This window comes from Pseudomonas sp. TE36184 (assembly GCF_054060055.1).
The window spans coordinates 794,816-819,546 of the sequence record NZ_JBSSCU010000001.1 but is presented as its reverse complement, the minus strand read 5'-3'; the positions used below and the strand labels follow the sequence as shown (position 1 = coordinate 819,546).

Here is a 24,731-nt window from a genome sequence, read left to right as displayed (position 1 = left end):
CCCCACCGCCGCACTCAGTGGGCGAACAGCGAGTTGCCTTTCTGCCCGGCCAACTTCTCCGGTTTGATCAGGAACCGCGCCAGCGCCGGCAGCAGCCACAGCGCACCGAACATGTTCCACAGCAGCATGAAGGTCAGCATCAGGCCCATGTCGGCCTGGAACTTGATCGCCGAGAAAATCCAGGTACACACGCCGATCGCCAGGCACAACCCGGTGAACAGCACCGCCTTGCCTGTGGACTTGAGCGTCTGGTAGTACGCCTCTTGCAACGGTAGGCCAGCGCGCAGGAAACTTTCCAGACGGCTGTAGATGTAAATGCCGTAGTCCACGCCGATGCCCACGCCAAGGGCCACCACCGGCAAGGTCGCGACCTTGACGCCGATGCCCATGAACGCCATCAGCGCGTTGCCCAGCACCGAGGTCAGCACCAGCGGCAGCACGATGCACAGGGTCGCCGCCCAGGAGCGGAAGGTGATCATGCACATGGTCGCCACGCACAGGTACACCAGGATCAGGATGGTCAGCTCCGACTCCTTGATCACCTCGTTGGTAGCGGCCTCGATCCCGGCGTTACCGGCGGCGAGGATGAACTCCAGGCCGTCCTTGTTGTTTTCCTTGGCGAAGTCCTGCACCGCATGCACGGCGCGGTCGAGGGTTTCGGCCTTGTGGTCGTTGAGGAACACCAGCACCGGCGCCAGGGAGCAGTTGTTGTTGTACAGGCCATCGGCGCGGGCGATGGAGTTGTTCAGCACATCCGGGTTGCGCGACAGGGTTTCCCATTTCAGGTTGCCCTCGTTCATGCCCTTGATCATCTGCTTGGACACGGTCACCAGCGAGATCGCCGACTGCACGCCCTCGGTGTTCTGCATCTTCCACATCAACTGGTCGATGGGCGCCATGGCTTCATAGCGCGAGCAGCCTTCGGCCTTGGTCTTGACCATCACCACCAGCACGTCGGAACTGGTGGAGTAGTTGTTGATGATGAAGTTGTTGTCCTTGTTGTAGCGCGAGTCCGGGCGTAGCTCCGGCGCGCCCTGGTCCAAGTCGCCGATCTTGAGGTGCTGGCTGTACCAGAGGCCGCCGCTGAACGCGACCAGCGCCAGGGCGACGGAAATCGGCGCGACCTTCGGGTTGGCGAAATTCGACAGCAGGCGCCAGAACGGGTGTTCGCGATTCGCGTCTTTCTTGCTCCTGGCCACGGCGCGCTTGCTGATGCCCGCGTAGGAAATCGCCACCGGCAGCAGGATCAGGTTGGTAAACACGATCACCGCCACGCCGATGGACGCGCCGATGGCCAGTTCCCGGATCACCCCGATGTCGATGATCAGCAGGGTAATGAAACCCACCGCATCCGCCAGAATCGCGATCATCCCCGGCAGGAACAGTTGCCGGAAGGTCCGCCGTGCGGCAGTCAGCGCATTGTCCGCGTCGCTCGATTGCAGGGCGATACCGTTGATCTTCTGCACGCCGTGGGAAATACCGATGGCGAAGATCAGGAACGGCACCAGCATCGAATACGGATCGAGCCCGAAGCCGAAGAAGTGCATCAAGCCGAGTTGCCAGACCACCGCCACCAGCGTCGTGCTCAACACCGCGACGGTGCTGCGCAGGCAGTTGGTGAACCACAGCAACAGCACCAGCGTGATGACGAAGGCAACGCCGAAGAACAACACGACCATCACCAGCCCGTCGATCAGGTCGCCGACCTTCTTGGCGAAACCGACGATGTGGATCTTGACGTTGGGGTTCTGCGCTTCGAACTTGGTGCGGATCTTGTCTTCCAGTTCATGGGAGAACTGCCGATAGTCCAGCGCCAGCAACTTGCCCTGGTCCTGCGGGTCCGGGTAGGACTCCAGCAGCGGGATGTCGACAATGCTCGACTTGAAGTCGTTGGACACCAGGCGCCCGACCTGGCCGGACTTGAGCACGTTGTTGCGCAGTTGATCGAGGCTTTGCGGCGAGCCGTTGTAGCTCTGCGGGATCACTTCCCCGCCGGCAAAGCCTTCCTCGGTGACTTCGGTCCAGCGCACGCTGGGGCTCCACAGCGACTTGAGGCCCGAGCGGTCGACGCCAGAGATGTAGAACACCTCGTCGTTGATCTGCCGCAGGGTCTCCATGTAGTCCTTGGTGAAGATGTCACCGTCCTTGGCCTCCACCGAGATACGCACCGTGTTGCCCAGGTTGGCCAGGTCGTTGCGGTGTTCCATCATCTTTTCGATGAAGGGGTGCTTGAGCGGGATCATCTTTTCGAAGCTGGTGGAGGGGCGAATCAACGTCGCCTGCCAGAACAGGAAAATACTCACCAGCAGGCAGATGACGATCACTGCCGGGCGGTTGTTGAAGATCAGGCGCTCAAGAAAGGTCGCTTTATCGTTGTGATGACTGCTCATTCTTTCCCCGCCTTCTTATTGTTTTGTGGGTTCGGCGCCGGTTGGCGTAGCAACACGAACACCCCCCTGCCCGACCAGAATCAAGTTGCCATTGCCCGCCGCCGTCACCGCCGAGAGTGAAATACGGTCCGGACGATTGAATACGCTGAAGGTCTGGCCGTCGTCATGGCTGACCACCACGCTGCCGCCGTTACCGACCACCACCAGCGCGCCGTCATCGAGCAAGGTCGCCCCGGACAAGCCGAACTCCAGGGCGCCGCGCGCCGCATTCAGTTCGACCTGCTCCCAGGTGCTGCCGAAATCCGTGGAGCGGTACAGGTTGCCACGCAAGCCGTAGGCCAACAGGGTGTGCGGCTGGGCGGTGCCGATCACGCCGAACAGTGAACCCTCGTAGGGGCCTTCGAGTTTTTCCCAGGTCTGGCCGTCGTCGCTGGAGCGGAACATGCTGCCCTGCTCACCGACGATAAACAGGCCGGCGTCCTTGATCTGGGCGATGGCGTTGAGGTGGAACTGGTCTTCGTTGTCGAGGCGTTCGCTGACGTCTTCCCAGGTTTTGCCACCGTCGGTGGTTTCGATCAGCGCCCCGTAGGCGCCGACGGCCAGGCCGTGGTTGGCGTCGTTGAACCAGACGTCGAGCAACGGCGCTTCGCGCTTGAGGTCCTGGTATTGCTGGACCCAGGTGGCGCCGCCGTCGACGCTGGCGAGGATCTGCGCATCGTGGCCGACGGCCCAGCCGTGTTTGTCATCGACAAAAAACACCGCCGTGAGCAGTTGGCGGGTGGGGACTTTGGCTTGGGTCCAGGTGCTGCCCTGGTCATCGGAATAGAGGATGTGCCCGCGATCACCGACCGCCACCAGGCGCGAGCCCGCGTGGACCACGTCGATCATCAGGCCCTTGGCGGCCTTGGGGGATTCAATTGCAAACACCGGCTGTGCGGCGGTATCGCTGGCTGCCAACAGCGGTGGCGACAACGCGGCACCGGCCAGCAACGAGAGCGCTGTGGCCAACAACGCAACCCTGCGTGCGGCGCGTGGGCGGCAAACAACCCAACCCATGACAGGCTCACTCATAGACCTTTCTCCCATTTATTATTGTTAGGTCGTCTTACCTTCCCGGGCTCTGAAACCTGCAATCTAGAGCGCCTGGAGGAAGTAGGGGCCATCCTATCGGGCTTTCGAATCGTCTGACAATCAGCGCTACGTTATCTTTTGTTAACTGGCGGCTTTTAACCCTGCGCTGAATATAACCACATCAACTGCAATGATATCGCCGCAGAAATGAATTATTTTTTCCACATATTGAATTATGAGAATTTATATTCCATTAATAGCCTCCCTGAAAACAATAATCCAAAGGACCACGGCTATGCGCAAACTCGGAATCGGCCTGATCGGCACAGGCTTCATGGGCCGCGCCCATGCCCTGGCGTTCAATAACGCCCGCACGGTATTCGAGCTGCCGGTCAGCCTCAAACTGGCCGCCCTGGCCGATGCCGACACCGAACGCGCCCAGCGCTGCGCCGATGCCTGGGGATTTGCCCAGGCCCATGGCGACTGGCAAGCGCTGGTCAACGACCCCACGGTCGATGTGGTGGCGATCACCACACCGAACCATTTGCACTACCCCATGGCCATGGCCGCGCTCGCGGCGGGCAAGGCGGTGTACTGCGAAAAACCGCTGGCGGTCAGCCTGGCGCAGGCCGACGCCATGCGCCACGCCGCGAGTGCGGCGGGCGTGGTGACGCGGGTCGGCTACAACTACCAGCACAACCCGATGATCGGGTGGGCAAAGCAGATCATCGCCAACGGCGAATTGGGCGAAATCATCAGTTTCCAGGGTGAGTTCAGCGAAGACTTCATGGCCGACCCGGCGTCACCCTGGTCGTGGCGCTGTGAGGTGGAACATGCCGGTGGCGCCCTGGCAGACCTGGGCAGCCACTTGCTGTCGATGGCACGCTATCTGGTGGGCGATGTGGTCAGCGTGTGCGCCGATACGCAGACCGTGCATACACAGCGCCCCGCCGTCAAAGGCGGCGACACACTCAAGTCGATTGCCGTGGACGACCAGGTACACGCCCTGCTGCGTTTCGCCAACGGCGCGCGCGGCACGGTGAGCAGCAGTTGGCTCAAGCACGGTTACAAGAACCACCTGGCGTTTGAGATCAGCGGGACGCAAGGCACGTTGGCCTTCGATCAGGAGCGCTTGAACGAACTGCGCCTGTGCCACAAGGGCCAGGACGGCTTCCAACGCCTGCTGGCCGGCCCCGCCCTGCCCGGCTACGCGGCGTTCAGCCCGGCCGCCGGCCATCAGTTGGGCTACAACGAATTGAAGACGCTGGAAGTGCGCGAGTTGATTCTGGCAGTGGCCGGCCGGGGCGCGGACGGCAGCGACTTCGAGGCGGCGTGGGCGGTCGAGCGGCTGGCGACGGCGATTCGCGTGGCGGCTCGCGAACAACGCTGGGTCAATGTGAACTCGCTCTGAAATGTGGGAGGGGGCTTGCCCCCGATGGCGGTGGATCAGTCGATAGGCTCGGTGACTTCAACTCCGCTATCGGGGGCAAGCCCCCTCCCACATTTAGATCACCTAGAGATTCAAGTTAGCGCAGCGCGCGGCGCAGTACCTTGCCCACCGTGGTCTTGGGCAGCTCGGCGGTTTCCTTGGGCCGCGTGGGCGCTCAAGCGGCTGGCGACGGCGATTCGCGTGGCGGCTCGCGAACAACGCTGGGTCAATGTGAACTCGCTCTGAAATGTGGGAGGGGGCTTGCCCCCGATGGCGGTGGATCAGTCGATAGGCTCGGTGACTTCAACTCCGCTATCGGGGGCAAGCCCCCTCCCACATTTAGATCACCTAGAGATTCAAGTTAGCGCAGCGCGCGGCGCAGTACCTTGCCCACCGTGGTCTTGGGCAGCTCGGCGGTTTCCTTGGGCCGCGTGGGCGCTCAAGCGGCTGGCGACGGCGATTCGCGTGGCGGCTCGAGAACAACGCTGGGTCAATGTGAACTCCCACATTTAGATCACCTAGAGATTCAAGCTAACGCAGCGCGCGGCGCAGCACCTTGCCCACTGTGGTCTTGGGCAGCTCGGCGGTTTCCTTGGACGGCGTGGGCGCTCAAGCAGCTGGCAACGGCGATTCGCGTGGCGGCTCGAGAACAACGCTGGGTCAATGTGAACTCGGTCTGAAATGTGGGAGGGGGCTTGCCCCCGATGGCGGTGGATCAGTCGATAGGCTCGGTGACTTCAACTCCGCTATCGGGGGCAAGCCCCCTCCCACATTTAGATCACCTAGAATTCAAGTTAGCGCAGCGCGCGGCGCAGCACCTTGCCCACTGTGGTCTTGGGCAGCTCGGCGGTTTCCTTGGGCCGCGTGGGCGGTCGAGCGGCTGGCGACGGCGATTCGCGTGGCGGCTCGAGAACAACGCTGGGTCAATGTGAACTCGCTCTGAAATGTGGGAGGGGGCTTGCCCCCGATGGCGGTGGATCAGTCGATAGGCTCGGTGACTTCAACTCCGCTATCGGGGGCAAGCCCCCTCCCACATTTAGATCACCTAGAGATTCAAGTTAGCGCAGCGCGCGGCGCAGCACCTTGCCCACCGTGGTCTTGGGCAGCTCGGTGCTGCGAAACTCCACGTACCTGGGCACTTTGTACCCCGTCAGGTATTCCCGGCAATGGGCCAGGATCTGTTCCTGAGTCAGGTTCGGGTCTTTGCGCACCACGATGATCTTCACCCTCTCGCCGGTCACGCCATCTTCCACACCGATTGCCGCCACTTCAGCAACGCCGGGGTGCAGCGCCACCACGTCTTCAATTTCATTGGGGTACACGTTGAAGCCCGAGACCAGGATCAGGTCCTTCTTGCGGTCGACCAGGCGGATATAGCCGCGCGTATCCATCACCCCGATATCGCCGGTCGACAGCCAGCCCTCGGCATCCAGCACCTCGGCGGTTTCCTTGGGCCGCTTCCAGTAGCCCTGCATCACCTGCGGGCCGCGCACTTGCAATTCGCCCTGCTCGCCGAGGTCGGCCAATTCGCCGTCTTCGCGCATGAAACGCACCCAGGTCGACGGCAAGGGCACGCCGATGCTGCCGGTAAACTCCATCTCGCGCATGCGGGAAATATCGATGGGGCTGATGCTCACCACCGGCGAACATTCGGTCAGCCCGTAGCCTTCGATGATCGGCAGCCCGGTGACTTCCTTCCAGCGCTTGGCCACCGCCGTGTGCGTGGCCATGCCACCGGCGATCACCATGCGCAGGTCGGAAAAGTCCCGCGCACAGAACTCCTGGTTCTCCAGCAAGCCGTTAAACAACGTGTTGACCCCGGCAATCCCGTTGAAGCGCTCCTTGCGCAGGATCATCTGCACGCGCTTCACGTCCCGTGGGTTGGCGATCAGGATGTTGCGCCCGCCCAGGCACATGAACATCAGGCAGTTCACCGTCAGGGAAAAGATGTGATACAGCGGCAACAAGGTGACGTTGGTTTCCTGCTTGTCCTGGTCCAATTGGTTGCCGACCCAGGCCTTGGCTTGCAGCAGGTTGGCGATGATGTTGCGATGGCTGAGCATCACGCCCTTGGCGTCACCCGTGGTGCCGCCGGTGTATTGCAGGAAGGCCAGGTCGTCGAGGTGCATGTCCACCGGGAAATGGGTCAGCGCCCTTCCTTGCTTGAGCGCCTGATTGAAGCGTACCGAACCGCGCAGGTTGAACCTCGGCACCTGTTTCTGCACGCGGCGCAGGATGAAGTTCATCGCCGCGCCCTTGAAGGTGCCGAGCAAGTCGCCGATGGCCGCCACCACCACGCGCTTGACGCTGCTGCCGGGCATGGCTTTCTCCAGGGTGTGGGCGAAGTTCTCGAAGATCACCACCGTCTCCGCGCCGCTGTCCTTGAGCAAATGCTTGAGTTCATGGGCGGTGTACAGCGGGTTGACGTTGACCACCACCGCACCGGCCAGGATCGTTCCCAGCAGGCAGATCGGGTACTGCAAGCAGTTGGGCATCATCAGCGCCACGCGGTCGCCGGTCTTCACACCCTGGCCTTGCAGCCAGGCGGCAAACGCGATGCCCTGCATGTGCCAGTCGGCATAGGTCATTTCGGTGCCGATGCTGACGTAGGCCACCCGTTCGCTGAATTTTTCCAGGTGCTCCAGGAACACCTCGCGCAGCGACGGGTAGTCCTCGATACCGGCATCGATGTCCGCCGGGACGCCGGGCAGGTAGGCGTTCAACCAGATGCGTTCGGTGTGTTCCAGGCTGATAGCGTTCATGGCAATTTCCTTGTTGTTGTTTTGGATAGCGCTACTTTTCGACGATGGCGGTAATGCCCAGCCCGCCCGCCGCGCAGATCGAAATCAGGCCGCGCCCGCCGCCACGCTCGTGGATCGCCTTGGCCAACGCCGCCAATTGCCGGCCCCCGGTGGCGGCGAAGGGATGCCCGCAGCCCAGGGAGCCGCCGTTGACGTTCATCTTGGCGCGGTCGATGGTGCCCAGCGGTGCGTCCAGCCCCAGCCGTTGGCGACAGTAGTCGGCGTCTTCCCAAGCCTTGAGCGTGCAGAGCACCTGGGCGGCGAACGCTTCGTGGATCTCGAAGAAATCGAAGTCGGCAAAGCCCAGGCCCTCACGCTTGAGCATGCGCGGCACGGCATAGGCCGGCGCCATCAGCAGGCCTTCGCTGCCGTCGACAAAGTTCACCGCCGCGGTCTCGCCCGTGCGCAGGTAGGCCAATACCGGCCAGCCGTGTTCGGCGGCCCACGCTTCACTGGCCAACAGCACCACCGAGGCGCCGTCGGTCAGCGGTGTGGAGTTGCCCGCCGTGAGCGTGCCGTTCTGGCGGTCGTAGGCCGGGGACAGGCTGGCGAGCTTCTCCAGGCTGGTGTCGGCGCGCAGGTTGTTGTCCCGCGCCAGGCCGCGATAGGGGCTGATCAGGTCGTCGAAGAAACCGCGTTGATAGGCGGCATCCAGGCGCTGGTGGCTGCTGAGGGTCAATTCATCCTGGGCCAGGCGCTTGATCTGCCAGCGCTTGGCCATTTCTTCGCAGTGCTCGCCCATCGACAGACCGGTGCGCGGTTCGCCATTGCGCGGCAGCAGCGGCTTGAAGAACATCGACGGACGCACCTTCAGCAGCGCCTTCACCTTGTCGCCCATGGCCTTGGCGCGATTGGCCGCAAGCAAGGTGTGGCGCAGCGCTTCATTGAGGCCGATGGGCGCGTCGGACGTGGTGTCGGCGCCACCGGCGATGCCCACATCGATCTGGCCGAGGGCGATCTTGTTCGCCACCAGCAAGGCCGCTTCCAGGCCCGTGCCGCAGGCTTGTTGCAGGTCGTAGGCCGGGGTTTGCGCAGACAGCGTGGTCGATAACAGCGACTCGCGCGCCAGGTTGAAATCCCGCGAGTGCTTGATCACCGCGCCCGCGGCGAACTCGCCCAGGCGCTGGCCATGCAGGTTGTAGCGGTCGACCAGGCCTTGCAGCGCGGCCACCAGCAAATCCTGGTTACTGTCGTGGGCGTACACCGTGTTGGAGCGGGCAAACGGAATGCGGTTGCCGCCGATGATCGCCACGCGGCGGGTCGGGGCCGGGTTGAAGCTGTAGTCATTCATTTAAGACGCTCGTTCCAGATAAAAAGCCCGCGCATGTGCGGTTTGTCACCGGCGAAATTGCGCACTTCGAACTCACGCCGCGGGCCGCTCACGGGGCGGCGCCACAGCGCGACCTGGCCGGGCAGGAAGATCGGCAGCTTGAAGTCGCAGTGCGCTTGCGCCTGATCCAGGCCACCCGGCGGTTGCTCGGCGGCCAATGCGCGGCCCAATGTCCACATGCCGTGGGCGATGGCGCGGCGAAAGCCAAAGAGTTTTGCGCCGATCAGCGAGGTATGAATCGGGTTGAAATCCCCCGAGACCTTGGCAAACCGCCGGCCCAGATCGGCGGGCAGCACCCAGCGCTGGGTGCGCAACAGGCCTTCTTCCTGCAAGGGCAGCACGTCCGCCCATGGCTCACCCACCGGGTTTTTCACGTCGCGCCGCAGGTACAGGCTGTCGCTTTCCCACAGCAGCGTGTCCGCACCGTAGGCCCGGGTGGCGATGCTCAGCGCCTGGCCCTTGGGGTGCGCCACCCAACGCTCGCAATACACCTCCAGGCGCAGGGCCTGGCCCGCGTGCAAGCGCTGGTGCTGACGAATGCGATTGGCCAGGTGGACCATGCCGCTGGCCGGGTACGGGAAACTCGGCCGGGTCAGCAGCATCAGGTGCAACGGGAACGCCAGCACCTGCGGGTAGGCCAGCGGCACGCCCTGCTCATGCCGGAAACCACAGGCGCGGCCATACGCGGCGATGCCGGTGGCCGGCAATTCCACCGCCGAACGCACCAGACGCGCCTTGGGCAACTCAGGCGCGCCGTCGAGCTTGGGTTTGCGCAAGGCGCGCAGGCCGTCCAGCAACAACTGGGGCTGCGACGGCGGCGGATCGATGATCTGCGTCACGTAGTCCATGGTTCAAGCTCCCAGCAGGCTTTGGCCGCACACGCGCACGACTTGGCCGTTGACGCCGCCGGACGCCGGGTGGGCCAGCCAGGCGATGGTCTCGGCCACGTCGATCGGCTGGCCGCCCTGGGACAGCGAATTCATGCGCCGCCCGGCTTCGCGGATCAGCAGCGGGATCTTCGCGGTCATCTGGGTTTCGATGAACCCCGGCGCCACCGCGTTCACCGTGACCTGCTGCGCCGCCGCCAACGGTGCCAGGCCGTGGACCAGGCCGATCACCCCGGCTTTGGAAGTGGCGTAGTTGCTTTGCCCGAGGTTGCCGGCGATGCCGGAAATCGACGACACACAGACGATACGCCCGCCCGGGTTCAGGCCCTGGCATTCCAGCAACGCGTGGCTCAGTTGCAACGGCGCTTGCAGGTTGACCGCCAGCACACTGCGCCACGCCGCTTCGGTCATCTTGGTGATGGTCTTGTCGCGGGTGATCCCGGCGTTATGCACCACCACGTCGAAGGCGCCGGATTGGCTGACATGGGCCTGCAACAGCGAGGCCGCATCTGCTGCGGTAATGTCCAGTGGCAACGCCGAGCCACCGACGCTGGCGGCGGCATGTTGCAGCGCGTCCTCGGCTTGGGGCACATCCACGCACACCACATGGGCGCCGTCGCGGGCCAATACCTGGGCAATCGCCAAGCCGATGCCACGGGAGGCACCGGTGACCAGTGCGCGGCGGCCGGCGAAGGGGGTGTCCCAGTTGACCGTGACAGGGCCGTCCAGCGGTTTTTCCAGGCGCACCACTTGCCCCGACACATAGGCCGAACGACGCGACAGAAAGAAGCGCAGGCTGCTCTCCAGGGCGTCTTCGGCCCCCGGCGCGACGTAGATCAATTGCACGGTGATCGCCCGGCGCAGTTCCTTGGCCAGCGAACGCACCAACCCTTCGAGGGCGCGCTGGGCGATGGCCTGGGGCAAATCCCGACAGTCTTCGGGAGCAGTGCCGAGCACCACCACGCGGCCATGCTGGGCGAGGCGCTTGGCGTTGGCGTGGAAAAATACGTAGAGCTCATCGAGTTGCTGCAGGTCGACGACGCCAGTGGCATCGAACACCGCGCCCTGCACCTTGACCGTAGACGGCGCCTTGAGGGTCGCCGCAGTGGCGGCAACCGTGTCGGTGGCGCTGAAAATCTGTTGCACTTGCACAGCCAGGCGCCCTGCCCCCGCGACGATCACCGGGTTGGCCAGGCCTTGCTGGCCACGGCGATGACGTTGCAGCAGCAACGGTTGCGGCAGGCCGATGGCCTGGGCCAGGCGTCGGCCCCAGGGAGAATTGACGAACGATAGGTAGCTGTCACTCATATAAACATCCACTCACGATACGGTATCGGTATGAACGCCCGAGCCATGTAGGCGCGTTCATTCAGTGCCACTCAATTGACCGAAGCATTCTCGCCCTGGCTGGTACGACGCTGGGTAGACGGTTGCAACACGTGCTTACGCTGCTGCAACGCCTCGAGCAGACCGAAGTCCTGCGGGAAGTCGTCGACCTGAATGCCGTGGTCGGCATATTCCACATAGCGCGCGAGCAAGGCGTCTTCATCGCTGCTGATCAAGTCCAGCACCCGCGCCTTGACGCGCCAGGCGGCAAAGGCCGTGGCGGCGATCGGCATCGGTTCGAGCAAGCCCTGTTTGATCGCAGGCTTGAGCCGTGCTTCGATCAGCTCCACCTGCGGCAACAGGCGGAAAGCCAATTCGCCGTAGGCCAGCTTGTCGATTTCCGGACGTGGGATATAGGAATTGGCCAGCAAGCGCTCACGGGTTTCGCCGGGGGTCTGCACCACATCCGCCACCTGGGCCAACAGCCGGTCCGAGGGTTTACGCAGGGGAATACCGAACGGAAAACTCAAGCCGCGCACCACCGCTGCCGCGGCTTTCGACGGATAGTTATCGAGTGTTTCGGCGAGGGCTTCATGGGCGCGCAGCAACGCATCCTGGGCCGACCAATGCACCAGCGGCAAATCCGCCTGGGGCCGGCCGTCATCTTCAAAGCGCTTGAGCACGCAAGACAAGATGTACAACTGCGAAAGAATATCGCCCAGGCGCCCGGTGATACTTTCCTTGCGCTTGAGCGCACCGCCGAGCACACCCATGGAAACGTCCGAGATCAAAGCCAACACCACCGACAGCCGATTGGCCTGACGGTAGTAGGACGCCAACGCCGGCTCGGTCTTGGCGGGTGCGGAAATCAGGCGCCCGCCAGTGAGCGAATGCACTGCGGCGCGCACCGTATTGGCCAGCACAAAGCTCACATGGCCGAACATTGCGCTGTCAAACGCTTCAAGCGCCTTGCGCCGATCGGGGTTGCGCGCCGCTTCCATCTCGCGCAACACATAGGGATGGCAACGGATCAGGCCCTGGCCAAAGATGATCAGGCAGCGGGTCATGATGTTCGCGCCTTCTACCGTGATCGCAATCGGGCTTTGTTGATAAGCGCGGGCCAGGAAGTTGTTGGGGCCCATGCAGATGCCCTTGCCGGCGACGATGTCCATGCCGTCGTTGACGATCATCCGCGCGCGCTCGGTGACGTGGTATTTGGCGATGGCGGAGATCACCGAAGGTTTTTCGCCGGCATCCAGCGATGCCACCGACACCTTGCGCACTGCGTCGCAGGCATACAAATGCCCGGCCATGCGCGCCAACGGGGCTTGCACACCTTCGAACTTGCCGATGGGCAGGCCGAACTGTTTGCGCATCGCCGCATAGGCGCTGGTGCCGCGTACTGCGACCTTGCCCAGGCCGACGTTGGCCGACGGCAGGGAAATCGCCCGACCGGCCGCCAGGCATTCCATCAGCATGCGCCAGCCGTTGCCGACCTGTTCGCGCCCGCCGATGACCCACTCCAGGGGAATGAACACATCCTTGCCGGTGGTAGGACCGTTCTGAAACACCGCGTTGAGCGGCCAGTGCCGACGACCGCTGTTCACGCCCGGATGGGAGGTTGGGATCAACGCGCAAGTGATGCCCAGCGAACCCGGCTGGCCGAGCAGACCGTCCGGGTCTTGCGCACGAAACGCCAGGCCAAGCACCGTGGCAATCGGGCCAAGGGTGATGTAGCGCTTGTCCCAGGTCACGTTGAAACCCAGCACTTCCTCGCCTTCGTGCAGGCCTTTGCAGACGATGCCCAGGTCCGGAATCGCCCCGGCGTCGGAACCGGCATACGGGCTGGTCAGCGCGAAACACGGGATGTCTTCGCCACGCGCCAGGCGCGGCAGGTAGTAATTGCGCTGGGCATCGGTGCCGTAATGCAGCAGCAATTCCGCCGGGCCCAAGGAGTTGGGCACCATCACCGAAATCGCCGCCGCCGAGCAGCGTGTCGACAGCTTCATCACCACTTGCGAATGCGCGTAGTGGGAGAAGCCTTTGCCGCCGTACTGCTTGGGAATGATCATGCCAAGGAAACCGGCGTCCTTGGTGTACTGCCAGCCCTCGGGGGACATGTCTTGCCAGACCTGGGTGGTTTCCCAGTCGTTGGCGATGTCGCACAGGGTTTCGACTTCGTTGTCGAGGAAGGCTTGTTCCTCGGCACTCAGGCTGGCCGGCGCGGCTTGCAGCAGGCGCTGCCAGTCGGGTCGGCCGCTGAACAGTTCGGCATCCCACCACACAGTGCCAGACTCGATGGCCGCGCGCTCGGTGTCGGACATTGCCGGCATGACTGTACGAAACAGGCTGAGGGCCTTGCCAGTCAGCAGGCTGCGACGCAGCGGTTTGATTGTCATCAGCAACGCGGGCAAGACCACTAGCAGCGCCACGACGGTGGTGCCGAAAACGGCGACCGCGTTGAACAGGTAGCCGGCCGCCAGCCAGGCCAGGCCGGCGCCCAGCCAGTGGACAGCGGCGGCTTGTCGATATGCCAGGGCAATCGCGGCTGCGAAACCCACCAATAACCAGATCACCATGGGGATACCTCTACTCGATTCAGGGCGTAGCAAACGCTGGCGCAGATCGATATGAACTGCGGCATAGGGCAACACTACAAAAAAGCCAAATTCAAATTATGTTTTGAAATTTTTATTTAACTCCTAGGCAAAAAAAATACTGGGCTGAGCACGTCAACCGGGGTCACGAATACGAAAATCGGAATAGGTCACATGGCGACCCGTAAATGAGGGCAAACAGCAGGAAGAAGGCATTCAGATGCGCTTAGTGCCTTCCTCCATAGCCCTCGATATCTGTTAAAACTTGTAGGTGGCCGATACGCTGACCACATCGCCTGACGACTCAGCCTTGCCGTCCAGGCTGGCGCCACCCAAGCGGTCAACGTTTTTGGTTTTCAGCTTCACTTCCTGCACGAACTGATGGGAATACGCCAAGTCAAGACTCAAGCCCTTTACAGCCTTTACCTCGTAACCCGCACCGAACGACAAGAACGTACGATCACCATCCGGGATACGGGGGTCACGGGTCGAGTTGCGGGTTGGTGTCTGGTCAAGGGCCACACCGGCACGCAGCGTCAGTTCATCGGTGGCACGGAAGTCGCCGCCGAGGGAGTACATCCAGGAGTCCTTGTAGTTGTAGGGGATTGAGACGATGGTGATATCGCCGGACTTGAGCGTGAGGTTCTTGAACGACGACCACTGCGTCCAGTTCACACTTGCGCCCAAGGTGAATCGGTCATTGAACTGATGCACCCAGTCAAAGCCCGCAGTCGCGGGAATATCCAGTTGGGTACTGGCATGTGCGCCATCCGGGTACAACGCCAGCCCAGGATAAGCCGACCCAACCAGCGTGCCAGTGCCAGTGAACGGGTTCGGTTGAGTCATCAGGGCATAGCTGTACGAGTCTGAACGAATGTTATACTTGCCCGTCATCTTGTTCTTGATCTTGGCGTGATAGTTCAGGCCCAAGGTGTCTTGGTCAGTGGGTTTCCAGGTAATACCGGTAAACCAGCCGGTGGAGATATTGTCGACCTTGACCCGTATCAGCGCGCCTCCGACACCTGCCGGCAAGTCAATACTGCCCAGTAATGGGTCCTGGGAGTTGGCAGCCGCCGCCAACAAATCGATGTTCTGACTCACAAACCCTTTACTGTGTTGAACAATAAGCCCACCGCCGATGGCGAACTGATCATTGACTTTGAACGAAAGCGAACCGGTCAATCCCACGGTTTCGATCCTGGTGTCCACAGCAAAATCGCGAAGTTTGGAGTCTTCGTCCCAAGTTGAGCGCATCCCTTGTGGCACCACTTGGCTCAAGCCAAAAGCGAATCGGTCCCCCAGGGGCATCACCATGAACCCGGTCGGCAACCAGGCAGTGAAACCACCCTCGCCACCATCATTGTTGTTGACCGTTGGCGATGAAAGGTCAGGGAAACCATCCGCACCTATTGGACTGTTCGAGACAGGGTTACCCAGATAATCATTAGCCGCGCCCTTATATTTGATTTTGATGCGCGCGTAGTCGACCGTCATTTGTGCGACGTTCTGGTCCACAAACGCCATCGCGGCGGGGTTGTTGTACGCCGAACTGGGGTCGTTCTTGAATAGCGAACCACCACCAAAGGCGCGCCCCCAACCAGGTGCCCCATAAGTCGGTGTGGAAAATCCGCCGGCCTGCACGGGCGTGGCAACCATCACCCCGCCCATCAATGCCAGTCCCAGCAAAACCTGTACCTGTTGTTTTTTATTATTCATGCGGCACTCCATATTGTTATCTCACTGAACCAGCCCCAGCCGGATCGCTTGCTGCTTTAATTTGCCCACTTGAAGGCATATTTGAATCGGTAGATGGCGATCCAATTCATGGTGTGATCGTCAACGCTGGCGAGGGTTTAAAGTTGAACGTGTTCAGCCTGCAGGTTGAGTTCACGGTGTGGGGGCTACTGAGGCTGAAGGTATCGTCAGCAGCACTCCACTGCATCGCAACTGCACTGGGAGTGGCGCAACTGTCGTAGGCGAATTTCTGCATGAAGCCTGAGAGGCTCGCGGTAGTGGCACTTGTGGGCACCAGTGTCCAAGGCAGATTCAATGGCCCGGAAATATTGCATAAGGCATTCCCGGTAAAAGTAGCGCCGGTGATAGTTGCACTCGAACCGTCAGCCGCTACTTGTCCAGTCAATGCAATGCTGCAGGGAATAGGTGTCCATACCAACGGCTTTATTCCCGTCGCAATTGTGCCGGTTGCGTTAAAAGCAGCACCGGCCTGGGCAAATGTTGCGGCACTGACCATGGAGGAAGCAAACACCAACCCTAGTAACACGGCGGCTAAAGAAATACGTGGAATAACATGTTGCATTGTCTTGACCCTCAACTTTCTTGTTGTTGTCAGTCGGTAGCGCCGATTTCTAGTATTTAAGAAAACCCCGCCAAACAAGCGCCTCGTTAGAGGCGCCTGCCTTTCAACGGGTGATCAACCCTTTCCACGGATTACATACTTCAAGGAACAATGGTGACGCCAGTGGCTTTGACATTCAGCGACTGCACGGTGCAACCGCCGGAAAGCGCTTGGTTAGCGGCAGTCAGGGTGATGCTTTTATCCGAATCCAGAGGACCGGTAGTTGAAGCCAGAGCTACGTTAATGGTGGACGGGCCGCAGCTTGTTCCGGGGATCAAAGGCGGTACACCGGTAATGGTGTAACCGACGTTGGTTGCGGTGCCTGAAGTGGTGGTGGCCGGTGTCAACAACCATGGCAAGCCGGTGATCTGAGGCAAATTGCACAGAGTGCTGCTGCCGGGAGACACGACCACATTGGTGATATCAGCCTTGCCATCAGAACGAACCGTTCCTGAAAAAACGGCTTTACACGTCACGGCAGCGCCAAAAGACGACGGGGATTTGACGACGATAGTGCCCGTAGCGTCGGTTTGGAACGTCTTCCCAACAGGGCTAAAAGACGCCGCACCGGCCATCGAGGCCGCACCCATGCACACGGCCAAAGCAGACAACGACACGAGAGTTTTCAAACTTTTCATTATTTTTCCTCACATGTTATGGCGAGTCATTCGCCAGGGGTAATGGCCATGAACGAGAGGTCACGGAGAAACTGCAGAACTTCCCTTTCCAGCCAAATTTCAATTCAATTACCGCTGCAACTATCGGATATATCTATTCGACAACTTTGAAGTTGGCCGGCATCTTGATCGACACCGTCTTGATCTTGCAGTCTTCGCCAATCGGCACATTGGCGGCTTCCAACTTGCCGGTGGCGTTATCCCAGGTGCCGTCGGCCGTGGAGGGGCCGCACTTGCCGCCCAGGCCGAAGGCGTGGACGTCCACGCTGATCTTCGACATCGAGCCGCTTTGGGTGTCCTTGGCCACCAAGATCCACGGCAGGTTGATCGCTTCGACCCGGCTGCACTTGAGGCCGCCGTCGAATTCGACCTTGTCGACATTGACGGACGAACCGTCGGCGGCAACCTTGCCCGCCACCTTGATGGTGCAGTCGGCACTGATCAGCTTGCCTTTGGAAAAACTGATGGGCCCTTGGGCAGTAAACGCACTACCGGCAGGTTCAATACGGGCAGCCTGGGCTTGCTGATAGACAATCAGACCCAATGCCGCCAATAAGATATGGGCGGTGAACTTGGCAGGTGTTTGCATGGTGAACGTCCTTCCCTTGCTTTTATTTTTGTGGGGTCAAACAACTCTCTTGCAATGAAATCGATAAACGCTGGGCGATAAGAAACCGCGCGAGACAAAGATCCCGAGCACGCCAGGTAACTTTTTCAGTTCATCTCAGAACGTTTTGCTATTGCCGCCGTATTGTTTCAGATAGTGCAGACGCTTGGACGGTTGAAGATTGGTCAGGGTGATATCCCCGGCATAATGCCTGAGCACCCGATGGTCCATCCGTCGTCGCCACAAATACGGCACGTAAGCCCAGACAATCATGCTTGCATAACCGTAGGGAAGTTGCGGCGATTCATCGAAGTGACGCAACGATTGATAACTGCGCGTCGGATTGGCGTGATGATCGGAGTGCCGTTGCAGTTGGAACAGAAAGATATTGGTCACGATCCGGTTACTGTTCCACGAGTGTCGCGGCGAGCAACGCTCATAACGACCGTTGGGCAACTTCTGGCGTTTAAGGCCGTAGTGTTCGACGTAGTTCACCACTTCCAGCAGCGAGAAGCCGTAGATGCCCTGGATGATCAGGAACGGAATCACCGCCGCCCCCAACCAGGCAATCATCGCGCCCCACAACACCACGCTGTACAGCCAGGCGCTGAGCACGGCGTTTTTCCAGTGCCAGGCCGGCAGGCCGAGTTTGCGCAGGCGTTCGCGCTCCAGGTTCCACGCCGAGCGTGCGCTGAACCACACCGAGCGCGGCAGGAAAGCCCAGAAACTTTCCCCCAGCCGCGAGCTGGCCGGATCTTCCGGGGTGGCGACACGGACGTGATGACCCCGGTTGTGTTCGGTATAGAAGTGCCCGTAGAACGTCGGCGCCAAAGTGACTTTGGCCAGGAACACTTCCAGCGGCTTGGGTTTGTGCCCCAGCTCGTGGGCGGTGTTGATCGCGATGCCAGTCGCCGCACCCGTGGACATGGCCATGCCCAGGTACGTGAAGGCACTGACCTGGCCGTGCAGTTGGGTGCGCGAGGTGAGATAGGCGGCCGTTTTCGCCAGCCAGCTCGAAGGTTCCAGCGCGGCGGTGGCCTGGAGCAAACCGCCGTTGATGATCCAGTCGATACCGCCGGCCGCCAGCCAACCGGTGATCACCACCGAAGCGATGACGAACAGCACGCCGGTGTAGATGATCCAGCGGTAGTAGCGTTGCGATTCGAGGTGGTTGACGGCGGACTCGGGCGGGTTACTCACGTCTTCGCCCAACAGGCCATCGATCAGCGGGATGAGGCCGAAGATCACCAATACGCCAACCCACCACAGTTGTTGCACGCCGCTGGTGATTGCCAGTGTGCCGGCGAGTAAAGGCGTTGCCAGGGGCAGGATGCCGAGCCACCACAGGTGGCGTTTGCCGTCGGCCCAGACCTGCGGGGTGGCCAGGGTCTGATTCATGGCAACCTCCGGACGGGGCAGGTGCAAAACAGGTTCAAGGAGCGCGGAAGGCTCCGGGAAATCAACCATGCGATAAAAGACGTTTTTTTCATTGTTATTCGCTCTTAGGCATTTCAAAAATCATTTCAAAACAAACATTGAAATATTTTTTTAAATAAATAACGCGGAATCGTTAGGTCGTCAACTAGTTTATCGAGCCCTTTTTTGCGTGACCGAGCAGTCTCTTTTTCAGCTGGCTGGTCAGGTGTCTAGAGCGCGCATTGACGCCGTTGTGCCGCGACTCGGATGGCCCGATTATTTGTTCGCCAGGGCCAACGGTGGATGCAGGACGGTGGTGTTTTGCGGTGATCGGGCCCGTTTGGCCACCTGTTCCACCACCGCCACAACACGCTCCGTCGCGGTGATCGGCAACATATGGCCGCGCCCCTCCACCAGTTGCAGCTTGAGGCCGGGCACCCGGCTCGCGAGGGCCTGGCCGTGCTTTTGAAAGTCCAGCACCTTGTCCTTTGCGCCGTAGATCAGGCCGATGGGCAGGGTCAGTTGCGGGTAGCGCTTGACCATGCCCGGCAGGTGATCGTTGACCTGGTTGATCTCGGTGGAGGCCGCATAGAAGTTGGCCGGGCGCATGCCGAGCAGCCCGCCGCCGCGTGTGGCGAAGTCCGCTGGTGCAGGATCGGGGGCGAACACGCCCTTGACCACCGAGCCTTTGGTCAGCAGGCCGATCGGCATCGTCAGCGTGTGCGACAGCCAGCGACGCAGCCACGCCGGGCGCACCGCCAATGACAGGAACACCAGCGGCAACAGGCGCTGGGGATGGGTTAGCGGTGCCACCAGGATCAACCCGGAGACCGCGTGGGGATGGTCGAGGGCCAGCGCCAGGGCCACCGCGCCACCGAGGGAATGCCCCAGCACCAGCGGTCGATCCAGGCCCAGCGCCTGGATAAAAGCCGCGATTTGCCGGGCCTGGGCCGGCAGGTCCGCCGCCGTGCCGGGATGCCGGGTCGAATAGCCCGAGCCAGGCCGGTCAAGCGTGATGACCCGGAAATGCTCGCGCAACTGCCCCGACAAGGCGTAGGTCAGGTTGCGACTGCTGCCCATCAGCCCGTGAATCATCACCAGCGGTGGGCCCTTGCCCTCGTCGAGATAGTGAAAGCGCTCGCCATCGACGTCCACAAAGCGCCCGTTACTTGGAACGGCCGCTTCGATGCGCCGTGTCATCCAGGCACTGAAGCCCCATGCCACCACGCTCGCACCGACCAGCACACCCGCAGCAATAACCCATTCGACAGCCATAGCTCGGTCCTCTGCTTCCCTGCTGCCGACCGCCCGACCGGAATTGATCAAGGCCTCAGCCATCGCCCACACCCTGGACCTAAACTTCGTGCATACCGTCGCACATAAGGAGCCAGGGACTAGCCTAGGCGATATTTTCAGGTAGATTATTTAAAATCTTTTTTAAAATAAGTAATTCAATTTTCCTTTGCAATGGTGTTCTATCTAAAAGACAAAACAAAAACAGGAGCACATCCGATGCCCACGCAGGCCCGCCTATGAATGCCCACAGTGATTCCATCGACATCGCCATCATCGGTTCAGGCTTCGCCGGCCTGTGCATGGCGATCAAGCTCAAGGAAGCCGGCTTTAGCGACTTCTTTATCGCCGAACAGGCCGAGACACTCGGCGGCACCTGGCGCGACAACCACTACCCTGGCTGCGCCTGCGATGTGCAGTCCCACGTCTATTCGTTTTCGTTTGCGCCCAACCCGGACTGGACCCGCCAATTCGCCGCGCAAGCGGAGATCCGCGCCTACCTGGAGCAATGCGCCCGACGTTTCGCGCTGGCGCCGTATCTGCGCTTCGGCATGGGCCTGCAACGTGCGGTGTTTGATGAGCAGCAACAACGCTGGCAACTGAGCTTCAGCAATGGGCGCCAGGTCAGCGCGCGGGTGCTGGTATCGGGCATGGGCGGCTTGTCGCGCCCGGCGCTGCCGGATATCCCGGGGCTGGACAGCTTCAAGGGCCAGCGCTTTCACTCCCAGCAGTGGGACCACGCCTATGCCCTGAAGGGCAAACGCGTGGCGGTGATCGGCACCGGCGCCAGTGCCATTCAGTTCGTGCCGCAGATCGCGCCGCAGGTCGCTCATTTGGACCTGTTCCAGCGCACCCCGCCATGGATCATGCCCAAGCCCGACCGAGCGATTTCCCGCGTTGAGCGCTGGGCATTCAAGCACCTGCCCTTCACCCAACGGCTGGTGCGCGGCGCCTTGTATTGGGCGCTGGAAGGCCGCGTGGTGGGCTTTGCCCGGCACCCACGGCTGATGAAGATGGTGCAGAAAGTCGCCCTGCGCCACTTGCACAAACACGTCACCCGCCCTGCCCTGCGCAAGGCGCTGACGCCGGACTACACCCTCGGTTGCAAGCGCGTGCTGATCTCCAACGACTATTACCCAGCGTTGTCGCGCAGCAATGTGCAGGTGGTGACCGACAGCGTGCTGCGCATCGAAGCCGATGGTGTGATCACCGCCGACGGCGTCAAGCACCCGGCCGATTGCCTGATCTTCGGCACCGGGTTCCAAGCCACCGACCCGCTGCCCCGCGACTGCATCATCGGGCGTCACGGCGTCGACCTGATGGACGCCTGGCACGACGGCGCCCATGCCTACAAAGGCAGCACGGTGCCGGGCTACCCGAACCTGTTCCTGATCATCGGCCCCAACACCGGCCTGGGGCATAACTCGATGATCCTGATGATCGAAGCCCAGGTCGCCTACATCCTCGATGCGCTGCAACAAATGCAGCGCCACCGCATTGCCACGGTGGAGGTCAAACCCGCGGTGGAACAAGCCTACAACCACCAATTGCAGGACAAACTCACGCGCACCATCTGGAACACCGGCGGCTGCCGGAGCTGGTACCTCGACCCTCGCACCGGCAAGAACACCACCCTGTGGCCCGGCTCAACCTGGCGCTTCAAGCAGATCACCCGGCATTTTGCACTCAAGGATTATGTCGCCAGCATGGCACCGATTGACGCGGCGCCCCGCGCAATGGCCGCGCCACATTCCACCGCAGAAGGGAGCCTGTCATGAAGTCATTCAACGGCCGCGTGGCGGCGATCACCGGCGCGGCATCCGGCATGGGCCGCGCATTGGCCCTGGCCCTGGCGCGCGAAGGTTGCCACCTGGCGCTGGCGGACAAGAACAGCCAAGGCCTGGACCAGACCGAGGCGTTGATTCAAACCGCCACCCTGGCGCCGGTGCGGGTGACCACCCAGGTGCTGGATGTGTCCGACCGGCACGCCATGCAAGACTGGGCGGCGCGTTGCGCTGCCGAGCACGGCCAGGTCAACCTGATCTTCAACAACGCCGGAGTGGCGCTGTCGAGCACCGTCGAAGGCGTGGACTACAGCGATCTGGAATGGATCATCGGCATCAACTTCTGGGGCGTGGTGTACGGGACCAAGGCCTTCCTGCCGTATCTCAAGGCCAGCGGCGACGGCCATGTGGTCAACACGTCCAGCGTGTTCGGGCTGTTTGCCCAGCCCGGCATGAGCGGCTACAACGCCAGCAAATTCGCGGTGCGCGGCTTTACCGAAGCCCTGCGCCAGGAGTTGGACCTGCAACGTTGCGGCGTCTCGGCCAGTTGTGTCCACCCCGGCGGCATCCGCACCGATATCTGCCGTAGCAGCCGCATCGACGCCAACATGACCGGCTTTTTGATCCACAGCGAACAGCAGGCCCGCGCCGATTTCGAAAAGCTGTTCATCACCGACGCCGACCAGGCCGCCAAAGTGATCCTGCAGGGCGTGCGCAAGAATAAACGCCGCGTGCTCATCGGCCGCGATGCGTATGTTCTCGACCTGCTCACCCGCTGCCTGCCGGCGGCCTATCAAGCGCTGGTGGTGTTCGCCAGCAAGCGCATGGCCCCCAAACGCCCAACGCCGCTGTTTGACAGCAACGACGAGAGCCGTCTCTGAACAGGAGCAAGCCCCATGCTACCGATCCGTCGCGATATCCGCTTTGCCTTGCCGGCCGAACGCATCAAGGACTGGCACGAACAAGGTCCGTTCATCACGCATTTTTTCAATGCGTTGTCGCTGCTGTTTCCCCAGGGCGAGCTGTTTTTCATGGACAGCGTGCGCCACTACCGCCAACGCATCGATGACCCGGCGCTGAAACAGGAGATCCAGGGTTTTATCGGCCAGGAGGCCATGCACAGCCGCGAACACCTCGCCTATAACGACTTACTGCAAGCCGCAGGCCTGCCGGCACATCGCCTGGACCGGCGCCTGAAATTCTTCCTCGACCTGCAGAAAAAACACCTGCCGCCGGCGTTCAACCTGGCGGTGACCATCGCCCTGGAGCATTACACCGCGATGCTCGCGGAAATCCTCCTGAGCGACCCTTCGCGCTTCGGCGATTCACTCAAGGGTTACCAGCAGATGTGGTACTGGCATGCCCTCGAAGAAACCGAGCACAAGGCGGTGGCGTTTGACGTGTGGAGCCGCGTGATCAAGCCGGGCCCCCTGCGCTACCTGCTGCGCACCGGGAGCATGCTGACCACGACGCTGCTCTTCTGGCTGGTGGTGTTCGACTTCCACCTGCGCCTGCTGATTGCCGACCGCAAGGCCGGCGGGCATGTGCAAGGGTTCTGGCGCATGCTCAAGTTTTTGTATGGACCCAAGGGCGTGTTCCCGCGGATGCTGCGGCCGTGGCTGCACTACTTCAAGCCAGGCTTTCATCCGTGGGACCACGACAACCGTGCGCGCCTGGCGAGGATCGAGGGCTTGGTCGAAGAGATCGAACAGACCCAGCGCGAATACCGATCGGCCCAGGCCTAGACCCGCCGCGCACGCAACCTGGTACAGCGCCACGGCCATCGTGATCGCCGTGGGTGCTCGGGTCGGCGTCGAGGCGCACGCCGCCGACGCCGAATAACACACAGCGCGCCCTCGCGGCCGGCGCGCAGCCCCTCGAAGACAGGGCCGGGAACACACCGGCCAACGCCACACATGACCAGGCGCGGCACGAAAAGCCGTTGCGGTCGCCCAGTTGATTTTTCAGGTTTCTCAGCACGCTCATGTGCGCGCTTGCGCTTTAGCCACGGAACTTTCTGATAAGAAGCAGCCCCTAAGCCTGTTTCAAGATGTAATATCTGCGACTTTTTCAGGGTTCCCGGATCGCGCAGCAAGGGAAACACGCTGAAATCGCCAGCAGCAAGGAGCTTGGCTTGAGATGCAACACAAACGGTCTAATACTATGCACCCACTGATGTTTAACGCACTGCTGTGGTTATGTGGGGTTGCCTTGCTCTACCTGGCCAAGGCGGTTATGGAGCTGTTTTTAGGGCCGATCAGCGAAACCTGGATCGACCTGACGCTGGTGCTGACCGCATACCTGTTACTTTTCGTCCTCGACCCCATACGCACCCGGATAAACCGCCGCATGCGCAAACGCGCCCGGCGTAGACAGGCTTGCCAAGACACCGGCGCAGATGCCTGACTTTTTTTCGAGGAACCCACCTGTGTCCCAACCCGGCGATACCCATCAACTCGCGCTGGACCGATTTCTGCAGGCACACCCGGATGTCCTCACCCAACTGGACACTCTGAACCCGCTGGCCGCCCAGGCCAAAGGCGAAACCCTTGCGCAATACCGCGCCGAACGCCTGCATGAGGCGTTCGAAGCCGAAGCCGAGCGCCTGGGGCTATTTGCCTGGGAGCTGACCCTCAAGCTGACGGCCGAATCCGCCCAGGCATTCGAAGCGCAACGCCTCGAAGTGCATAAGGAAGTGGCGCAGATGGCGGGGATGAGTTGGGACGAATACTGCGAGTTGCATGGCGTGAGCGGCTGACGCGGCACG

19 protein-coding genes are annotated in these 24,731 nt (G+C 61.4%); 6 read left to right on the top strand and 13 right to left on the bottom strand.

Features of this window, described 5'->3' with window-relative positions; translation table 11 throughout:
• Positions 1–14 precede the first annotated feature (14 nt).
• Both ACVWZP_RS03780 and ACVWZP_RS03775 read right to left on the bottom strand, forming a co-directional pair.
• Positions 15–2,390 carry an efflux RND transporter permease subunit gene (locus ACVWZP_RS03780; RefSeq protein WP_046490929.1) on the bottom strand — a complete coding sequence of 792 codons (2,376 nt, stop codon included), beginning with the start codon at positions 2,388–2,390 and terminating at the stop codon, positions 15–17.
• Positions 2,391–2,405: 15 nt separating this feature from the next.
• Positions 2,406–3,446: a WD40/YVTN/BNR-like repeat-containing protein gene (locus tag ACVWZP_RS03775; RefSeq protein WP_169850576.1), complete on the bottom strand. Its 1,041-nt coding sequence runs from the start codon at positions 3,444–3,446 to the stop codon at positions 2,406–2,408.
• Positions 3,447–3,756: 310 nt separating this feature from the next.
• Between ACVWZP_RS03775 and ACVWZP_RS03770 the strand changes: the two genes are divergently transcribed.
• Positions 3,757–4,872: a Gfo/Idh/MocA family protein gene (locus ACVWZP_RS03770; RefSeq protein ID WP_457369383.1), complete on the top strand. Its 1,116-nt coding sequence runs from the start codon at positions 3,757–3,759 to the stop codon at positions 4,870–4,872.
• A 1,076-nt stretch (positions 4,873–5,948) separates the two neighbouring features.
• On the opposite strand, the gene ACVWZP_RS03765 is transcribed toward ACVWZP_RS03770, so the two are convergent.
• The 11 genes from ACVWZP_RS03765 to ACVWZP_RS03715 all read right to left on the bottom strand — a co-directional run bounded on the left by ACVWZP_RS03765 (position 5,949) and on the right by ACVWZP_RS03715 (position 20,162).
• Positions 5,949–7,652, bottom strand: a complete 1,704-nt coding sequence (locus ACVWZP_RS03765; protein ID WP_457369382.1) for an AMP-binding protein — start codon at positions 7,650–7,652, stop codon at positions 5,949–5,951.
• Positions 7,653–7,683: 31 nt separating this feature from the next.
• Complete coding sequence (locus tag ACVWZP_RS03760; protein ID WP_256822064.1) at positions 7,684–8,982, bottom strand: acetyl-CoA C-acetyltransferase; 1,299 nt, start codon at positions 8,980–8,982, stop codon at positions 7,684–7,686.
• Positions 8,979–9,869, bottom strand: coding sequence for a MaoC/PaaZ C-terminal domain-containing protein (locus tag ACVWZP_RS03755; RefSeq protein WP_046484513.1), 891 nt, complete (start codon positions 9,867–9,869; stop codon positions 8,979–8,981). The genes ACVWZP_RS03760 and ACVWZP_RS03755 overlap by 4 nt, the downstream gene beginning before the upstream one ends.
• A 3-nt stretch (positions 9,870–9,872) precedes the next feature.
• Positions 9,873–11,216: a 3-oxoacyl-ACP reductase gene (locus tag ACVWZP_RS03750; RefSeq protein WP_079444029.1), complete on the bottom strand. Its 1,344-nt coding sequence runs from the start codon at positions 11,214–11,216 to the stop codon at positions 9,873–9,875.
• A gap of 71 nt (positions 11,217–11,287) precedes the next feature.
• Positions 11,288–13,813 (bottom strand): acyl-CoA dehydrogenase, encoded by a 2,526-nt coding sequence (locus ACVWZP_RS03745; RefSeq protein ID WP_457369381.1) that lies wholly within the window; start codon positions 13,811–13,813, stop codon positions 11,288–11,290.
• Between the two features lie 276 nt (positions 13,814–14,089).
• A complete protein-coding gene (locus ACVWZP_RS03740; RefSeq protein ID WP_457369380.1) occupies positions 14,090–15,547 on the bottom strand; it encodes an outer membrane protein transport protein in 1,458 nt (485 codons plus the stop codon).
• Between the two features lie 106 nt (positions 15,548–15,653).
• Entirely contained in the window at positions 15,654–16,148 is a 495-nt protein-coding gene (locus tag ACVWZP_RS03735) for a hypothetical protein (RefSeq protein ID WP_301556119.1), read from the bottom strand.
• Positions 16,149–16,288: 140 nt separating this feature from the next.
• On the bottom strand, positions 16,289–16,825 hold the full coding sequence (gene praB, locus ACVWZP_RS03730) for an alkane oxidation protein activator PraB (protein WP_082107767.1): 537 nt from the start codon (positions 16,823–16,825) through the stop codon (positions 16,289–16,291).
• A 133-nt stretch (positions 16,826–16,958) separates the two neighbouring features.
• Positions 16,959–17,453, bottom strand: coding sequence for an alkane oxidation protein activator PraA (gene praA / locus ACVWZP_RS03725; protein ID WP_046484504.1), 495 nt, complete (start codon positions 17,451–17,453; stop codon positions 16,959–16,961).
• 135 nt (positions 17,454–17,588) lie between these two features.
• Entirely contained in the window at positions 17,589–18,869 is a 1,281-nt protein-coding gene (locus ACVWZP_RS03720; RefSeq protein ID WP_046383671.1) for an alkane 1-monooxygenase, read from the bottom strand.
• Between the two features lie 294 nt (positions 18,870–19,163).
• A complete protein-coding gene (locus ACVWZP_RS03715) occupies positions 19,164–20,162 on the bottom strand; it encodes an alpha/beta fold hydrolase (protein WP_169865769.1) in 999 nt (332 codons plus the stop codon).
• Positions 20,163–20,419: 257 nt separating this feature from the next.
• Between ACVWZP_RS03715 and ACVWZP_RS03710 the strand changes: the two genes are divergently transcribed.
• The 5 genes from ACVWZP_RS03710 to ACVWZP_RS03690 all read left to right on the top strand — a co-directional run bounded on the left by ACVWZP_RS03710 (position 20,420) and on the right by ACVWZP_RS03690 (position 24,722).
• Entirely contained in the window at positions 20,420–21,958 is a 1,539-nt protein-coding gene (locus ACVWZP_RS03710; RefSeq protein WP_079444033.1) for a flavin-containing monooxygenase, read from the top strand.
• Entirely contained in the window at positions 21,955–22,845 is an 891-nt protein-coding gene (locus ACVWZP_RS03705; RefSeq protein WP_457369379.1) for an SDR family NAD(P)-dependent oxidoreductase, read from the top strand. Before ACVWZP_RS03710 ends, ACVWZP_RS03705 begins: the two co-directional genes overlap by 4 nt.
• A 15-nt stretch (positions 22,846–22,860) precedes the next feature.
• Complete coding sequence (locus ACVWZP_RS03700; RefSeq protein WP_301556117.1) at positions 22,861–23,709, top strand: metal-dependent hydrolase; 849 nt, start codon at positions 22,861–22,863, stop codon at positions 23,707–23,709.
• 430 nt (positions 23,710–24,139) lie between these two features.
• Positions 24,140–24,370, top strand: a complete 231-nt coding sequence (locus ACVWZP_RS03695) for a hypothetical protein (RefSeq protein ID WP_226927611.1) — start codon at positions 24,140–24,142, stop codon at positions 24,368–24,370.
• Positions 24,371–24,392: 22 nt separating this feature from the next.
• The gene (locus tag ACVWZP_RS03690) at positions 24,393–24,722 is read left to right on the top strand and encodes a DUF6388 family protein (protein ID WP_046383675.1); all 330 of its coding nucleotides are present in this window, start codon (positions 24,393–24,395) and stop codon (positions 24,720–24,722) included.
• Positions 24,723–24,731 lie beyond the last annotated feature (9 nt).

Bases quoted from the DNA above. Each gene is read 5' to 3' on its own strand.
- ACVWZP_RS03760 (WP_256822064.1), bottom strand. From the start codon at position 8,982: ATGAATGACTACAGCTTCAACCCGGCCCCGACCCGCCGCGTGGCGATC.
- ACVWZP_RS03755 (WP_046484513.1), bottom strand. From the start codon at position 9,869: ATGGACTACGTGACGCAGATCATCGATCCGCCGCCGTCGCAGCCCCAG.
- ACVWZP_RS03705 (WP_457369379.1), top strand. From the start codon at position 21,955: ATGAAGTCATTCAACGGCCGCGTGGCGGCGATCACCGGCGCGGCATCC.
- ACVWZP_RS03770 (WP_457369383.1), top strand. From the start codon at position 3,757: ATGCGCAAACTCGGAATCGGCCTGATCGGCACAGGCTTCATGGGCCGC.
- ACVWZP_RS03715 (WP_169865769.1), bottom strand. From the start codon at position 20,162: ATGGCTGTCGAATGGGTTATTGCTGCGGGTGTGCTGGTCGGTGCGAGC.
- ACVWZP_RS03710 (WP_079444033.1), top strand. From the start codon at position 20,420: ATGAATGCCCACAGTGATTCCATCGACATCGCCATCATCGGTTCAGGC.
- ACVWZP_RS03735 (WP_301556119.1), bottom strand. From the start codon at position 16,148: ATGCAACATGTTATTCCACGTATTTCTTTAGCCGCCGTGTTACTAGGG.
- ACVWZP_RS03740 (WP_457369380.1), bottom strand. From the start codon at position 15,547: ATGAATAATAAAAAACAACAGGTACAGGTTTTGCTGGGACTGGCATTG.
- ACVWZP_RS03765 (WP_457369382.1), bottom strand. From the start codon at position 7,652: ATGAACGCTATCAGCCTGGAACACACCGAACGCATCTGGTTGAACGCC.
- praA (WP_046484504.1), bottom strand. From the start codon at position 17,453: ATGCAAACACCTGCCAAGTTCACCGCCCATATCTTATTGGCGGCATTG.
- ACVWZP_RS03700 (WP_301556117.1), top strand. From the start codon at position 22,861: ATGCTACCGATCCGTCGCGATATCCGCTTTGCCTTGCCGGCCGAACGC.
- praB (WP_082107767.1), bottom strand. From the start codon at position 16,825: ATGAAAAGTTTGAAAACTCTCGTGTCGTTGTCTGCTTTGGCCGTGTGC.
- ACVWZP_RS03780 (WP_046490929.1), bottom strand. From the start codon at position 2,390: ATGAGCAGTCATCACAACGATAAAGCGACCTTTCTTGAGCGCCTGATC.
- ACVWZP_RS03720 (WP_046383671.1), bottom strand. From the start codon at position 18,869: ATGAATCAGACCCTGGCCACCCCGCAGGTCTGGGCCGACGGCAAACGC.
- ACVWZP_RS03745 (WP_457369381.1), bottom strand. From the start codon at position 13,813: ATGGTGATCTGGTTATTGGTGGGTTTCGCAGCCGCGATTGCCCTGGCA.
- ACVWZP_RS03695 (WP_226927611.1), top strand. From the start codon at position 24,140: ATGTTTAACGCACTGCTGTGGTTATGTGGGGTTGCCTTGCTCTACCTG.
- ACVWZP_RS03750 (WP_079444029.1), bottom strand. From the start codon at position 11,216: ATGAGTGACAGCTACCTATCGTTCGTCAATTCTCCCTGGGGCCGACGC.
- ACVWZP_RS03775 (WP_169850576.1), bottom strand. From the start codon at position 3,446: ATGGGTTGGGTTGTTTGCCGCCCACGCGCCGCACGCAGGGTTGCGTTG.